The organism is Rhodococcus sp. LW-XY12, from assembly GCF_019317345.1.
GTDB classification, from domain to species: domain Bacteria; phylum Actinomycetota; class Actinomycetes; order Mycobacteriales; family Mycobacteriaceae; genus Rhodococcus; species Rhodococcus pyridinivorans.
On the sequence record NZ_CP079228.1, the window covers coordinates 40,988 to 55,240 of the forward strand.

Genomic DNA, 14,253 nt, shown 5'->3' on the forward strand with positions numbered 1-14,253 from the left:
TCTACCGATCCCCGGGGGCTCCGCCCCCGGACCCCTGTCCCTCCCTCCCAAGGTTCCCGCTGCTCCGCGTGCACCGCGCCCGGTCACCACACCACGGCCCTACCGGACCCGCCGACCACCGAGCAAGGGAAAACCCGCCCTTGCCCGGCAGTCACCGCGCCCGGTTCACCAGGGCAGCACCGACCGACCGAGGTGCCCGCTCCACCACCGCCACCGAACCACCCCGATGCACCTGCAAAACCGCAGGTCAGAGCCCAAAAACGGGTGACCGGCATCACCAGAAAAGCACCGGAAAAGAACCAACGAAACATCGAAAAAGCATCAAAACAGATGTAAGCTAGAGTCATGAACAACAACGAGAACGACCATCGCCCCGCCGGTCTCCTGCTCGATGTCTACCGCGCCCACCGCCTCGGCGACTGCACCAACGGCGGTATCAGCGCCGCCGCCGACACTCTTCTTCTGGTCGGCGTCCTCGACGAGCGCCGCGCCCGCACGGGCCGCATTACGTCGCTGCCGTCCGGCTGCACCGCCCACGGAGTGCGAAGCCACGTCGGGGGCCGTGAGCAGATCAGCCCCACCGTCGCCGTGCGGATTCGACGCCACGCCTTCATCGAAGGCGGCTATGCCGCTCTGGTCGGAGTCGAATGGAACGCCGACCGTCGTCGGTACGAACTCACCGAGGCGGGACGAGTGGTGATGTTCGGAGGCAACTACGCCGGAACCTCCGACTCGAGACTGGGCGAGCTGTCCGAGCGGTACCTCGGCCACCGATCCATGATCCTGCCCATTCACGACCGCACGGAAGGCTAAACCAACGGCCCCGCCCCGGCGGGGCCGTTGTCGTTTCACGGAAAACCCCAGCTCAGAGCGCAAAAAGTGTGACAGCAGTCACCAGAAAGGCACGAGAAAAGAATCAAATAATCATCGAAAAATCATCAAAACAGATGTAAACTTGAGTCATGAACAACGGAAGCACCGCCGAATTCGCCACCGTCGACCCTGCTGACCTGCTCACGGACTCCAACATCCGCCATGACCTGCGCCTGACCGATGCCTTCCGCGAGTCGATCGCAGAGCAAGGGGTTCTGACCCCCATCACTGTGTGCCGCACCGCCGCCGGACCCCTGCGCGTGCTCACCGGCCACCGCCGCACCGCCGCAGCCCTCGAGGCCGGACTGACCCAGATTCCCGCCCTCATCGTCGGCGACGAAGGCGATGGCACCGACGCCGCCGTCGAACGGCTCGTCACCCAGTGGAGCGAGAACGAACACCGCGCCGCGATCACCAACGGCGAACGCCTGGCCCTGTTCGAGACCCTGGCCGACCACGGACTGACCTCCACCAAGATCGCCCGTCGCACCAAGGCACCCCGCACCGAGATCGAGGCGGCCCTGACCTTGCGCGACGCCGAGCAGCGGGACGCTGTGCAACGAGGCGAGCTGACCATCGAACAAGCCGCCGCCCTCGCCGAGTTCGGCGACGATCCCGCTGCCGTCCGCCGCATCGAGTGGGCCATCGGCAGCGGACGGCTTGACCACGCACTCGCCGCCGAACGGTTGCGCCGCACCGAACGCAACGCCGCACTGGCCCGCGCCGAGGTGTACCTCGCAGAACACTCCATCGCCGCCGTGCCGCTCGGTGCTCTTCACGAGCGAGTGGGGGAGGGGACCAGCCAGCTGGTCGAGCGCGTCACCGACGAAGAAGGCAACACGCCCGCCATCGAAGAAGTCGCCGCCCTCGGACACCTCGGGCTGTACGTTTGCAGCTGCACCACCTATTTCGACCGCGAGAGCGGCGACGAGATCGACGCGGACTACATCGTGGACGAGCTACCCAAGAGCGATGCCCGCGAGGACTGGATGATTCCCCGCGAGAACGTCGTCGAAAACCACGAGACCACGCTGTACTGGCACGTCGTCAATATCGAAGACACTCCCTGGCGCACCTGGTGGGGACACCCCCGCCCCGCCGAGTCCGAACAGGAACAAAGTGCCGAGGACCGCGCAGCTCAGCGGCGCGAAGTGATCGAGAACAACCGCGAATGGCGAGCCGCCACCGAGGTCCGCCGCAAGTGGATCGCCCAGCAGACCACCCGCAAGACCGCCCCCAAGGGCACCGCCTCATTCGTGGCAACAGTGCTGATGAAGTGGCCCCAAATCCCCGCCGCCTATCACGCCCGCACCCTGGCCGAACAGATGCTCCCCACGTCCGACACTCTCGCGAAGCTCGCCAGCGCCACCGACCCCCGCGCCCTGGTCCTGCTGCGCGCCCACATCCTCATCGCCCTCGAATCCCAGGTCGGCGTCGAGCACTGGCGCAAGCCCACCGACCTGTCGCAGTTCTACCTGCGCGCCATCGAAGCCCAGGGCTACACCCTCGCCGACATCGAGCGCCGCGCCGCCGGACTCGACCCCCTCGACGAGCAGTAACGCCCCCTTCCGGTGGGCGGTCGTATCGGCCGCCCACCGGGCCGGACCGCTCGCCGGGTGCCGGCCCCGGCACGCATGGCCGTCGACCGGGGCATCGAACCCCGGTCGACGGCTCCGGCACGGCCCTCACCTACCCATCATAAAAGAATCAAAAAACAACCACACAATCATGTAAAACTCATCGAAAAGTCTTCATAAAGCATGATAATTAAGCGACAATGGACGAATACCTGGGGAAACCCCGTCAAGTCGAAGGAGCGCCGCAATGATCGTCTGGACCGTCACGCTGACCGCGCCCACCGTCGCGCGCTCCGATTCCGGTTGCACCTTCACCCACGCGGCCGCCGCCTCCGACGCCGCCGAAGCAGCGCGCACGCTCGCGCTCGCCTACGGTGCGCCCGCCGGTAGCGCAGTCACCATCACCATCGACGGAAGCGTCATCGCTCGCGCCGCCATCGGCCACTCGGCCATCGGCCACCCCGACCCGACTCCCGTGCTCGACATCGCCGACGCCCTCGACGAACGGATCAGCGCATGAGCGTCACCGACCAGACCGATCTCGACCGCTACCTCAGCGCCGACGAGTTCGCGCCCCCAGACGCCGACACCGAAACCCTGCTGCTGTGCGCGCTGCTGTTCGCCACTCGCGCCGCGGCCGCCGACATCGTGGACCTGCTCACCACCGACGACTTCCACCAGCCACTTCACGCCGAACTGTTCGACGCCATCGCCGCACTGATGAGCACCGGCCAACCCCACGACCCCGCAATGGTTCTGGCCCACCTCGAGCGCCACGGTCGGCTCGCCGGTCACCACGGCCGCCGCCTCGCCTACGCCCTGACCACCGCCACCACCGCCGGCGCCGATCCCACCGCTGCGCCCTACTACGCCCATGCCGTCGTCAGCGCCGCCTATCGCCGCAGCTTTCGCACCGCCGGAGCCGCCATCACCGAAGCCGCCGAAACCCTGCCCGAACACGACTTGTTCGAGCACATGGTCGCCATCGGCCGCGCTCAACGCACCGCCACCTGCCGGCTCGAGCACGTTCGCGCCCGTATCGGCGCTGCGCCTACCGTCGGGAACATCAAGTAGACATAGCGATGGGGGAGGGGAGCCTGCCTCCGCTCTGACAGTCCGACGCTCGCGAGGGGGAGACCATGACCGACAAGGAAAACCACGATCAGACATTCCGAGAGATATTCGCTCCACACGGCGAAGAAGCTCTCAAGAATCACATTGCCCAGAACATCCGCGCTGCCAACGCAATGGCAGGCAAGTTCGACATCGAAGATCCCCGCACGATTATCGACAGGCTCGAGGCCGGTGAAACGCTCGACGATCTGATCAACGAGCTCCTCCCGCACAGCGAGGACGCGGAGTGACCGGATCGGCCGCCGAATCCGAGGGCTACATCCCCGGAACCGACGTCCGAATCAACCTTCTCGGCATCACTGATGCACGCCTACTCGAACGCATCGAGGACCGAGCCTTCGCGGCTGGGATGTACGAGTTCGCGCAGGTCCCGTCGCCCGAGAAGTTCACCGGCGATTTCCTGCGAGAGATCCACCGGCGCGGTTTGTATCGCGTGTACTCATGGGCCGGCCAGTACAAGACCGTGGCCACCACGCAGGGGAACCTTCCGATCACGCACTCGAGCCCGGAGGACACCGCCACCGACGTCGAGGAACTGTTCGCCGATCTCGCCGCCGAGAACAACCTGACCGGACTCGATCACCGCACCTTCGTCACCCGCCTCGCCGACTACTGGGCACGTCTTACGGAAATCCATCCCTTTCCCGACGGAAATTCTCGAAGCCAATTCGAGCTGTTCCGGCGCGTCGCCATCAAGGCTGGATGGGTGATCGACACCGATCGCGTCGATCTCGCTGCATTGTCCGCAGCCCGCTACGTCACCGCGGAGAGCGGAGATCCCAGACTGCTCGCCGATGTCCTCACCCTCGCCGTCGTGCCGGTCACCGGCTACGCACCCATCGAGCCTGTGCCCGGCCGACCCGCTCTTTCCCTGGTCAGCCACCTAGCGATGATGCGCGACTACGACCGCGACCGCAGCGGCCCCTACACCGCCACTGAGGCATTCCGCGAGGTAACCCGGGAGCGATCCTTGAGCGGAGCCGAACTCGACAACGCTCACGCCCTGGTCCGCATCGGCCTGAACCTGGCCGAACGCACCGAGTACGGCCCCGAACACGATGCTGCCGTGCGCCGAATTCTCGAGGGCACCTCCACCCTCGCCGCCGAACGCGCCGCCGCAGCACTACCGGAGCCGAACCACCGCTACAAGGACCTGTTCGATCCGGCAGCAGGCAAGAACACCATGCGCTACGACACCGGAGCCCCGGTCAATGCCTTCGACGAACGCGACCCCGCCCGGCTGCGCCGCCTCATCACCTGGGAGTTGGCACTGCGAACCGCCGATTACCTCGCCCACCGCGACATCACCGGTGACGGCAGTGAACTGCACGCAAGTGTCATCCACCGTGAGCTGCACACCGACTTCATGCCGATCATCAGCGACACTCCCGCCTACACCAACCCTGTGATCGCCGCCCCGGACGAGGACACTCTCACCGACCCCCACCAGCTCGGACGCCACATTGCCGCCATCCAGAAGGAAACCGAAGGCGTCCAGTCGGTCGCCGTCGTACTCATGACCGACCAGCTCGTCCACGACCACCCCGGCCGCACCATCGACTGGCGCACCATCGACCCCGACGCGCTCTGTGCCGCAACCCACGCAGCGAACTACCACGACGATCCCCCCGAAGGCATCGAACCGGACCCGGCCCTCGAGGACGCCATGCGAGTTGCCGGCCGGGAAGCCTTCGCCGCCGAACTCGCCCGCGCCATCACCACCGAGCTCCCCGCCGCCGCCCCGGACCTCGGCACGGTCGACGCCGCGCAACGGTACGAGAGGCACTGGGATGTGCTGGCCCACCGCAGCTACGCCCTGCTGGAGAATTACCCGGAACGCAACGAGACCTACGAGCCGCTGACCACCGCAATCCAAGCGGCCGAGGAACCCTGCCACGCCACGTCGACCGGGACCGTCGATGTCTCGGAGGCAGCGGAACCGAATCCCGCCGACGGCGAGCCGCACCGGAATTTCCCGCATCCCGACGAGGTAGGGGAGGAGCAGGGCCCGCTCTCGACAGCGAAGGCTCTCCACGGACCACCGCAGGTCCACCACACCCCACCACAACCGAACAGTCGACCTCCGGCCATACATGAACACCAGCCACCCACGCAGGACCTGCACCTCGGGCCGCAGCTGTAGGACCGACGACACGTGAAGGTGTCGATGTCGGGCATCGCTACCCGTGCGCTGTCCACTCCTCCGCCAGGGCAAATCGTGGTGTTGGCAGCGTGGCCTCTCAACACACACCCTGCGACAACAGTTCGGCCCTCTACGAGCTGAGACGGGCACCCGGGAGAGACACGCTTCCAGAGGGGATTCGCCCCTGTGCAGTTCGGTCATTCACTGCACCATCTGCGGGAACATCGTGGAACGAGCAGTATCGGGGCCATGGAAGGCCGCGCGCAGTGGCCCTCAACGAAACTGTCTGCACCGACCACTATCCGAATACCGCAGAAGACGGAAATATAGAAAAAACCGAACCCACACGAGGTCCGCTTACTTCCGCCGCCCTTCCAGCGTGGACAGCAACACTAACTTCGTGCCCATCAGATCGAACGCCGCCTCGCTGTCCCCGGCGACGAGAAGCTCCCGCTCCCGGGCGTGTAGCGCCGCAATCGCGGTCTCGAGCTCATCGTCGGTCATCGCATCGGCGGCATCTCCGATGGCTCGTGTCCTGTCCTCCACACGCCGAAAGTAGTCACGGTGTCGTCCGCTGTACGCACAGCCCAGCAGCAGAAAAGGCGATGGTCCCCGGCGGGGGCGCCGGGGACCATCCTTCGACCCGTCAGGGAATCACTCACCTGTCGGGGAACTCGGGTGATTGCAGCGGTCACCGTAGCGAAAGGAGTTATCGCCCGCCAAACAGGTGAAGCGGAAGCGACCGGCACGAGGAAGAGCCCTCGTAGTCAATCCTCGACGGGGCACGAGATCGGTGATGCGCGCCGGCCACGGATACGTGAGCGGGCTGTCGGCGTCGACCTCGATCATGGCCATGCCGGTGTCCTCGTCGATGTCTTCGACGGTGAACACGAACGTGCCGCGTGCTGACCTTCACCTGCTGCCAGGCTTGATGGTGGTGCTGTCTCCGATCGACACGGGCAGCCCACTGCACCGTGCCGTACCTGTGGGGGGCGATGGTCGGCCCGTCGGGGAAATCACTCACCTGTCGGGGGCTCGCGCGATCGCCGCCGTCACCGTAGCGAGGGCGAGGGCAGCCCGCGCCGGGGTGTAGTGGCGCGGGCCGCCCTCGTGGCTGTCGGTACACACTCCGACAACTTCACGGTACGGCAAAAATATTTGTTCGGTTAGCCGAACTCGAGTTAGCGTTGTCGGGTATCAGCCCCGTGACCTGCCCGAGCGAGGAGAAACCGGCCGATGCCCGTCTACCAGCTACCCGACCTGACCTATGACTACGGCGCATTGGAACCGGTGATCAGCGGCGAAATCATGCAGCTGCACCACAGCGCCCATCACGCCGCCTACGTCAAGGGCGCGAACACCGCACTCGAACAGCTCGCCGACATGCGCCAGGCGCGAGATTTCGCCCGGCTGCCCGGCCTGGAGCGCACGCTGGCCTTCCATCTGGCCGGCCACAGCCTGCACTCGATGTTCTGGACCAATCTGTCCCCGGACGGTGGTGACCGTCCCGACGGGGAACTCGCCGCCGCGATCGACGAGTTCTTCGGCAGCTTCGACGCGTTCCGCGCCGAGATGACAGCGGCCACCGCGAGCGTGCAGGGCTCGGGTTGGGGCGCGCTGGCCTGGGACCCGCTCGGTGCCCGACTGGTGGTGCACCAGATCCACGACCATCACATCTCCGTCGCACCCACCACGACACCGCTGTTGGTGTTCGACGCCTGGGAACACGCGTTCTACCTGCAGTACCGCAACGTCAAAACCGACTACATCGACCGACTGTGGTCCCTGGTGAACTGGCCCGACGTCATCGCACGCTTCACCGCCGCCCGCGCAGGCGTCGGCACCGGATTGTTCACCCTCGACGGTGGGGCCCGCTCGTGACCGGACGGCTGGTCGATCGTGTGCACGCGATCAACTGGAACCGGCTGCCCGATCCCACCGACGCCCAGGTCTGGGACCGGCTCACCGGCAACTTCTGGTTGCCCGAACGCATCCCGCTGTCCAACGACCTGGCCTCCTGGCAGAGCTTGACCGACCACGAACAACAGCTGACCGTCCGGGTCTTCACCGGCCTGACCCTGCTCGATACCGCCCAAGCCACCGTGGGGGCGGTCGCGATGATCGCCGACGCGGTCACCCCGCACGAAGAAGCGGTACTGACCAACATGGCGTTCATGGAGTCCGTGCACGCCAAGAGCTACAGCTCGATCTTTTCCACCCTGTGCACCACTGCTGAGATCGACGCCGCGTTCGACTGGTCCGAAACCAACCCGTACCTGCAACGCAAAGCGCAGATCATCGTCGACTACTACCGCGGCGCCGACCCGCTCGCACGCAAAGCTGCCTCGGTCATGCTGGAGTCGTTCCTGTTCTACTCCGGCTTCTACCTGCCCATGCGATGGTCCGCGCGCGGCAAACTCACCAACACCGCCGACCTCATCCGCTTGATCATCCGCGACGAAGCGGTGCATGGCTACTACATCGGCTACAAATGCCGGCGCGCACTGGCCGAAGTCACCGAAGCCGAACGCGCAGAGCACCGCGACTACACCTACGACCTGCTGCACACCCTCTACGCCAACGAGGTCGACTACGCCCACACCCTCTACGACCACACCGGGTGGACGCCACAGGTGCTGCCCTACATGCGTTTCAACGCCAACAAGGCACTGGCCAATCTCGGCTACCCACCCGCCTTCGAGCCCGCCGAATGCCAGGTCGCCCCCGAGATCCTGTCCGCGCTCGATCCCGGAGCCGGTGAGAACCACGACTTCTTCTCCGGCGCCGGCAGCTCGTATGTCATCGGCAACCAGCAACCCACCCACGACGAAGACTGGGACTTCTGACCATCCCGTCCACAGCTCCGGCAGAAAACGAGACGAGGGCGTGGGGCCCCGGGTCGTCGCTGCGGTGCGCCGAGGGGGTGTGCCCCCACCCCTCGGCAGAGTGATCACCCGGTGGTCCGGCTGTCGCTCTCGACCATTCGTTACGTACGTATCATGATACGTACGTAACGAATGGTGTTACGATGCTGGAGGCGGAACGTCACCGGGGTCGGAAGGGTGGGGTCATGGCCGAGGAAGCCAGAGGGGGACGGCGCCGCGAATACGCCACCGACGCCGAGCGGGTACGGGCCTGGCGGCAACGCCAGAAAGACAAGGCCCGCGCCCAGCAACAACAGGATGCGCTACCGACCGATCCGACCTCGGCGATCGGCACCCTCGCCGAGGCGGTACCACTGCTGCGCCGCGAAGCCCAGGCGATGCTCGAGACGCTGACGACGATCGCGTCGTCGATCACCACCGCGACCGATCTGCTCGCCGATCCGGCGGCGATCGATGCCCAGCTGCGGCGCGTGCAGGCCGAGGCCGACAAGGTCCGGGCCGACGCCGCAGCCGAGATCGCGGCACTGCGGGACGAACTCGACACCGCTCGCACCGAACGCGCCGACGCCGATGCCGCCGCCACGGCCGCCGACGCCGAGGCCACCGAGGCCCTCGCCCAGCTCACCGCCGCCCGGGCCGAGCACGCCGCGGCACAGGACCGCTGGCAGCAGCAGCTCGATCAGGCCGCCTCGACCCACCGAGAGCAGATCGCCGGCCTCGAGCACCGGATCGAGCTGCTCACCGGGCAGCTCGACGAGCACCGCGAGCGGCTGACCCGAGCGATCGCCGAGAAAGACGCCGCGGCGGCCACCGCCGCCGAACACACCCGGCGGCTCGACGCCGAACTCACCGCCGCCCGCACCGCGGCGGCAGCCGAACGCGACCGCGCCTCCACCGCCCGCGCCGACGCCGCCGCCGCACACGCGCAAGCCGAAGCCGCCCGCGAACGTGTCGCCGAACTGCGCGCCGAACTCCAAGAGCTGCGCACGCCCCCGGCCGGCCCCTGAACCCCCAGCCGGGGTCCCTGTGTTGCTGCCCGGCTGGGAGAGCTGCCGACCTCGAAGTTCGACGGGGCCGACCTGGCATACTTCGAACCGGCCATCCCCGCCGTACCCCTTGCGGCGGGGATGGGTTCTGCCGGTCAGGCACTCACTCCTCGCCGACCAGGGCCGCGACGCCGTAGACAGCCCTGGGGTTTCGTCTACCCCACCTGAGCCCCGGCCCTTGCGTGATCGCATCCGTCCAAATTCGGTGTGTGGTCGAGTCGTCCGGTGGCGTGCATGATGAGAGGCCACCGACACGCACCGAGGGGAACGATGTTCACCGCACTACGCGGCCCGATTCCGCACACGATCGGCCACAGCCCACGCGCCGACCCCCGAATCGCACCGGAGCGGCACACTCGCGCAGACGAAGGCCGATGCGGCAGCGCACACCCCCGCCCAGGCGCAGATCGAGACATTGGACAGCTACCTCGGCTCGCTCACCGAACAGGACCGCGCCGAGTACATCGCTGCCGCGCAAGACCTCAGCGATGCGATGAACGAGACCGGCACCGAGGATTTCCGCGCCTGTTCCCGCGGTGGACGGCCACCCGCCGGCGGCAGCGTCCCGGACGGAAGCCGCTCGCTGCAGGATCTGCGGGCACTCGCTCGCACGATCCGCACCTCGAGCCGACCACGTCGGACGGAGATCTCCACCTTGACGAATGCAGGTACATCCCCGCGACTCCACGCACCGATCCGGGAAGCAACGACGACACCGACCCGGACCCGGCCGGGGCAGTAGAAAACATGAACCACACCGGCAGTGAGACCGCGGCCACCGTGTTGGTGATCGCCGGTCGCAGCATCGACCTCGACACCGCGGTCGCCACAGCCCACGGCTATCCGGCGGTGACCGTGGCCCGCTACGACCTACCCGGACCCGGACCCGCCGCGGTGATCACCGCCGACGAGATCGCCCGCACCCACAAGGTGCGCTCCCGCATCAGCCACGCCCAACGCGACTGGTTCATCCGTACCGCCGCCGACGCCCCGTGGGCGGCGGTGCCGATCGACGCGCGGTTGGTCGACGCCGACCCGAACATCGGCGGCGAACTCTACGACCGTGCCGAAGCTCTCTACGACCATTTCCGCACCGCCGCGCCCCGGCACGTGGGGGTAGCCAAGATCAGCAAGGTGCTTCACCTCAAACGCCCCGGATTGTTCCCCGTCCTCGACTCGAAGGTCATGGCGTTCTACCGATTCCACGCTCGTGCCGCCGCGGCCCGATACCCTCACCGCGGCCGGCGAGCGATGTTCTGGGCGGCTATCCGCGACGACGTGTGCACCAACCTCGACAACGGTGCCCCCCCGCTGCTGCGCCGGCGCCTGGCGCAGTCCGAGACCGAGCAGGCCCGTCGGCTCGCGAGCCTGACCGATGTGCGTCTGCTCGACCTGCTGACCTGGGCTGTCGCCTGAACCCGACGCTGTCATCACCCCCGGTGACGATGTCGGGGGCGACGTCGGTCAAGTTCAGCACGCTCGGAGGCCCCTCGCGCCGTCCGACTTCACCGGACCCCTTCGGGCGGAGCCGATGCAGGTCCCCGGTGAACATCTCGGTCCGGTCGACCGCGAGCTCGACCATCTCGTCCTCAAGGGTCTTCTTCCAGCCACCCTTCCTCGAGGCGACGAACCCATCGCGCCGGTCGCAGCCGTTGGATACGGTGCGCACACATCGTCGACCGACCCGAAAGAAGACGCAATGGCAGGAACGAGCAACAGATCCCTGCTGATCCGAGACGCCGGCACGGGCGGTGCGTGGTCGTCGCCGGAGATGACGGCCTACACCGATGAAGACCACCTGCAGGCGATCATCGCCGACGCGCCGCACCACGTGCCGGGTGTACCCGACGGCGCGGTGGCCCTGCGGGAGCTGTCCACCACCGCCGGACCGGCCGATGTGTGCATCGTCGATCCGAACGGGGAGATCACCGTCGTCGAATGCAAACTCGCCTCCAACTCCGAACGCCGCCGTCTGGTCATCGGCCAGGTCCGGACCTGTCCAGCCTCGACGACGGCACCCGCGCACAACTCGACCGCAATATCGGCGACGGCCGGATCCACCTGTGCCTGGCGGTCGACCGCATCGACGCCGACCTGCGCCGCCTGATCGAGTACCTCAACCGCATCACCCGCGACGACGTCCGTGTCACCGCCCTGCAACTGACCTACGCCCGCCACGGCGACATCGAGATCCTCACCCCCTCGACCTTCGGCGCGGAGGTCGCCGCGGCGAAAGCACACTCCTCCCGGACCACACGTCTGTGGACGAAAGACGCCTTCCTCGACGCCCTCGCTCCCGGCGCCGCCCGTACCCGGGCGGTCGAGTTGTTCACCCGCATTGAGGGCCTCGACGAACGCAAAGGCACCGCCGAGGACCTGTGGTTCGGTCGACCCCCGACCGGTGGGGTGTTCCTGCACCACTACGGACTCAGATTCGCTCCACTGCACCTGCTCGCCGGAGAAGACGGCGAACTGCTGGCACGAGGAAACTGGACGAACTATCCGCAGCTCAAAGCCCACCCGGGCTTCGAGCAGCTCGCTGCCTTCCTCGGTCAGGACCGCACAGGCCCGGCCCGCAAGATTTCCCTGGTCGAGGTCGAGATCGACCGGCTCTGGCCGATCGTGCTGCGCTGCGCCCTGCAGATCAACGCCGCCGAACCGGCATCATGAACGTCACCGTCTGTGTCGACCGCTCGAGGAGAGGTGCGCCGGACTTCCACACCGCCGTGTCCAACGTCTTTGCGTCCCACTCGTTTGCGACGACCGGAGAGGCCAGCCGGCCCGGGCGGCGGTCCTCTGGCGGTCCGATGTGTCATGGTCTGTCGCATGCCGAACGGACGTAACGCCGACCCCGCGGTGGTCGCCGCGAAACTTGCACGGATCCGCGAACCCCACGTCAAGCCGCTCAACGACCTGGCGGACCGGATCGCCGATGCGGTCGGCTTGCCCCGCGGTCACGTGCCGTACGTCGACCCGGACCAAGGCGGTATCGAAGCACGGGTGCTGGTGTTGCTCGACAATCCGTCCACCAAGGACGAGGCGGGTACCGGCTCCGGGTTGCTGAGTCTGGACAACGACGATCGCACCGCCCGCAACTGCCGCGAGGCCTACGCCCGCCACGGCGTCTCGTCGTCGCAGGTCGTGCACTGGAATGTGGTGCCGTTTCCCGTGGCAGGGGTCAAGAACGGGGGCTCGACAGCCGCCGAACGTGCCCGGGCGGTGCGGTGGACCCGGGAAGTCGTCGAGCTGTGCCCGAAGCTCGAGCAGGTGCTGTTGCTGGGGGCCGCTGCCCGCGACGGCTGGGCCCGCGCCGGCATCACCGGCGACTTGTATGTGCTGCCCGGCAAGATTCCGCATTGCTCGGCCCGCGGCTTGAACTCAGTAGTGCCCCATAGAGTGGTGTAACTCGGTGGCCGAGATCGTCTGCGATTCCGTGTTGTGCACGGGTGTAGAGCGGCCACCGTGTGATCCTTCGAGTCAACCTTCTACCGAATCCTCGAACGGAGTCATCACGATGACCGCACCTCATATTGTCGACCCTGCAGGCCTGCTTGGCCAAGCCCTCGCCGACGCGTCGCCGGATCTGATGCGCGAGCTACTGCAGACCATGATCAACGCATTGCTCTCCGCCGATGCCGACGCCGTGTGCGGCGCCGAGTGGAACGCCCGCTCGGAACAGCGCACCAACCACCGCAACGGCTACCGCCACCGGCCCCTGGATACCCGGGTCGGCACCGTCGACGTCGCCGTCCCGAAGCTGCGCTCGGGCAGCTACTTCCCCGAGTGGCTGCTCGAGCGCCGCAAGCGAGCCGAGTCCGCGCTGATCACCGTCGTAGCCGACTGCTATCTGGCCGGGGTGTCTACCCGCCGGATGGACAAGCTGGTCAAGACCCTGGGTATCGACTCGCTGTCCAAGTCGCAGGTCTCACGCATGGCCCAGGACCTGGACGAGCAGGTCGCCGCGTTCCGGCACCGCCGCCTGGACGAGGCCGGGCCGTTCACCTTCGTCACCGCCGATGCGTTGACGATCAAGGTCCGCGAGAACAAGCAGGTCGTCAAGGCTTCCGTGCTGCTGGCCACCGGCGTCAACGGCGACGGCCACCGCGAGGTGCTGGGCATACAGGTCGCCACCAGTGAGACCACGGCCTCGTGGAACACCTTCTTCGCCGACCTGGTTGCCCGCGGCCTGGGCGGGGTGCGGCTGGTGACCTCCGATGCCCACGCCGGGCTCATCGAGGCGATCGCGGCGAACCTGCCCGGCGCCGCGTGGCAACGCTGCCGCACCCACTACTCGGCGAACCTCATGGCCGTGTGCCCCAAGTCCATGTGGCCGGCCGTGAAGGCGATGCTGCACAGCGTCTACGACCAGCCCACCGCGGAGGCGGTCAACGCGCAATTCGACCGGCTGCTGGAGTACGCCGAGCACCGGCTGCCCGAGGTCGCCGACCACCTCGGCGACGCCCGCGAAGACCTGCTCGCCTTCACCGCATTTCCCGACGACGTGTGGCGACAGATCTGGTCCAACAACCCCATATCGGTTAACCGGCCCTCCCACGACACGATCACGGTTGCAGCGTGAGGTCCTGAGCCGACGA

14 protein-coding genes and 1 pseudogene are annotated in these 14,253 nt (G+C 67.0%); 14 read left to right on the forward strand and 1 reads right to left on the reverse strand.

What is annotated here, in order from left to right:
- Nucleotides 1-345: 345 nt before the first annotated feature.
- The 6 genes from KXC42_RS26280 (at nucleotide 346) to KXC42_RS26305 (ending at nucleotide 5,727) form a co-directional block, all read left to right on the forward strand.
- The gene (locus tag KXC42_RS26280) at nucleotides 346-813 is read left to right on the forward strand and encodes a hypothetical protein (RefSeq protein ID WP_064065080.1); all 468 of its coding nucleotides are present in this window, start codon (nucleotides 346-348) and stop codon (nucleotides 811-813) included.
- A gap of 149 nt (nucleotides 814-962) precedes the next feature.
- Nucleotides 963-2,432 (forward strand): ParB N-terminal domain-containing protein, encoded by a 1,470-nt coding sequence (locus KXC42_RS26285; RefSeq protein WP_064065079.1) that lies wholly within the window; start codon nucleotides 963-965, stop codon nucleotides 2,430-2,432.
- 265 nt (nucleotides 2,433-2,697) lie between these two features.
- The gene (locus KXC42_RS26290; RefSeq protein WP_039585773.1) at nucleotides 2,698-2,970 is read left to right on the forward strand and encodes a hypothetical protein; all 273 of its coding nucleotides are present in this window, start codon (nucleotides 2,698-2,700) and stop codon (nucleotides 2,968-2,970) included.
- Nucleotides 2,967-3,524, forward strand: coding sequence for a DnaB-like helicase N-terminal domain-containing protein (locus KXC42_RS26295; RefSeq protein WP_064065078.1), 558 nt, complete (start codon nucleotides 2,967-2,969; stop codon nucleotides 3,522-3,524). Before KXC42_RS26290 ends, KXC42_RS26295 begins: the two co-directional genes overlap by 4 nt.
- A 65-nt stretch (nucleotides 3,525-3,589) precedes the next feature.
- Nucleotides 3,590-3,814, forward strand: a complete 225-nt coding sequence (locus KXC42_RS26300) for a hypothetical protein (protein ID WP_064065077.1) — start codon at nucleotides 3,590-3,592, stop codon at nucleotides 3,812-3,814.
- A complete protein-coding gene (locus KXC42_RS26305; protein ID WP_064065076.1) occupies nucleotides 3,811-5,727 on the forward strand; it encodes a Fic family protein in 1,917 nt (638 codons plus the stop codon). The genes KXC42_RS26300 and KXC42_RS26305 overlap by 4 nt, the downstream gene beginning before the upstream one ends.
- Nucleotides 5,728-6,084: 357 nt before the next feature.
- Here the strand turns inward: KXC42_RS26305 and KXC42_RS26310 are convergent, their stop codons facing one another.
- On the reverse strand, nucleotides 6,085-6,273 hold the full coding sequence (locus KXC42_RS26310) for a hypothetical protein (RefSeq protein ID WP_147290726.1): 189 nt from the start codon (nucleotides 6,271-6,273) through the stop codon (nucleotides 6,085-6,087).
- A 690-nt stretch (nucleotides 6,274-6,963) separates the two neighbouring features.
- Between KXC42_RS26310 and KXC42_RS26315 the strand changes: the two genes are divergently transcribed.
- From KXC42_RS26315 to KXC42_RS26350, 8 genes and pseudogenes are all read left to right on the forward strand, one after another.
- On the forward strand, nucleotides 6,964-7,608 hold the full coding sequence (locus KXC42_RS26315; RefSeq protein ID WP_064065074.1) for a superoxide dismutase: 645 nt from the start codon (nucleotides 6,964-6,966) through the stop codon (nucleotides 7,606-7,608).
- Complete coding sequence (gene nrdF / locus KXC42_RS26320) at nucleotides 7,605-8,573, forward strand: class 1b ribonucleoside-diphosphate reductase subunit beta (RefSeq protein WP_064065073.1); 969 nt, start codon at nucleotides 7,605-7,607, stop codon at nucleotides 8,571-8,573. Before KXC42_RS26315 ends, nrdF begins: the two co-directional genes overlap by 4 nt.
- A gap of 224 nt (nucleotides 8,574-8,797) precedes the next feature.
- On the forward strand, nucleotides 8,798-9,619 hold the full coding sequence (locus KXC42_RS26325) for a hypothetical protein (protein WP_115311629.1): 822 nt from the start codon (nucleotides 8,798-8,800) through the stop codon (nucleotides 9,617-9,619).
- A 454-nt stretch (nucleotides 9,620-10,073) separates the two neighbouring features.
- Nucleotides 10,074-10,400: a hypothetical protein gene (locus tag KXC42_RS26330; protein ID WP_064065527.1), complete on the forward strand. Its 327-nt coding sequence runs from the start codon at nucleotides 10,074-10,076 to the stop codon at nucleotides 10,398-10,400.
- A 5-nt stretch (nucleotides 10,401-10,405) separates the two neighbouring features.
- Nucleotides 10,406-11,074, forward strand: coding sequence for a DUF6308 family protein (locus KXC42_RS26335; RefSeq protein WP_115311627.1), 669 nt, complete (start codon nucleotides 10,406-10,408; stop codon nucleotides 11,072-11,074).
- Nucleotides 11,075-11,596: 522 nt separating this feature from the next.
- Nucleotides 11,597-12,328 (forward strand): hypothetical protein, encoded by a 732-nt coding sequence (locus tag KXC42_RS26340; RefSeq protein WP_115311626.1) that lies wholly within the window; start codon nucleotides 11,597-11,599, stop codon nucleotides 12,326-12,328.
- Between the two features lie 156 nt (nucleotides 12,329-12,484).
- A complete protein-coding gene (locus tag KXC42_RS26345) occupies nucleotides 12,485-13,063 on the forward strand; it encodes a uracil-DNA glycosylase (protein ID WP_219130679.1) in 579 nt (192 codons plus the stop codon).
- Between the two features lie 109 nt (nucleotides 13,064-13,172).
- A pseudogene (locus KXC42_RS26350) lies at nucleotides 13,173-14,189 on the forward strand (IS256 family transposase); the annotation flags it as partial.
- Nucleotides 14,190-14,253 lie beyond the last annotated feature (64 nt).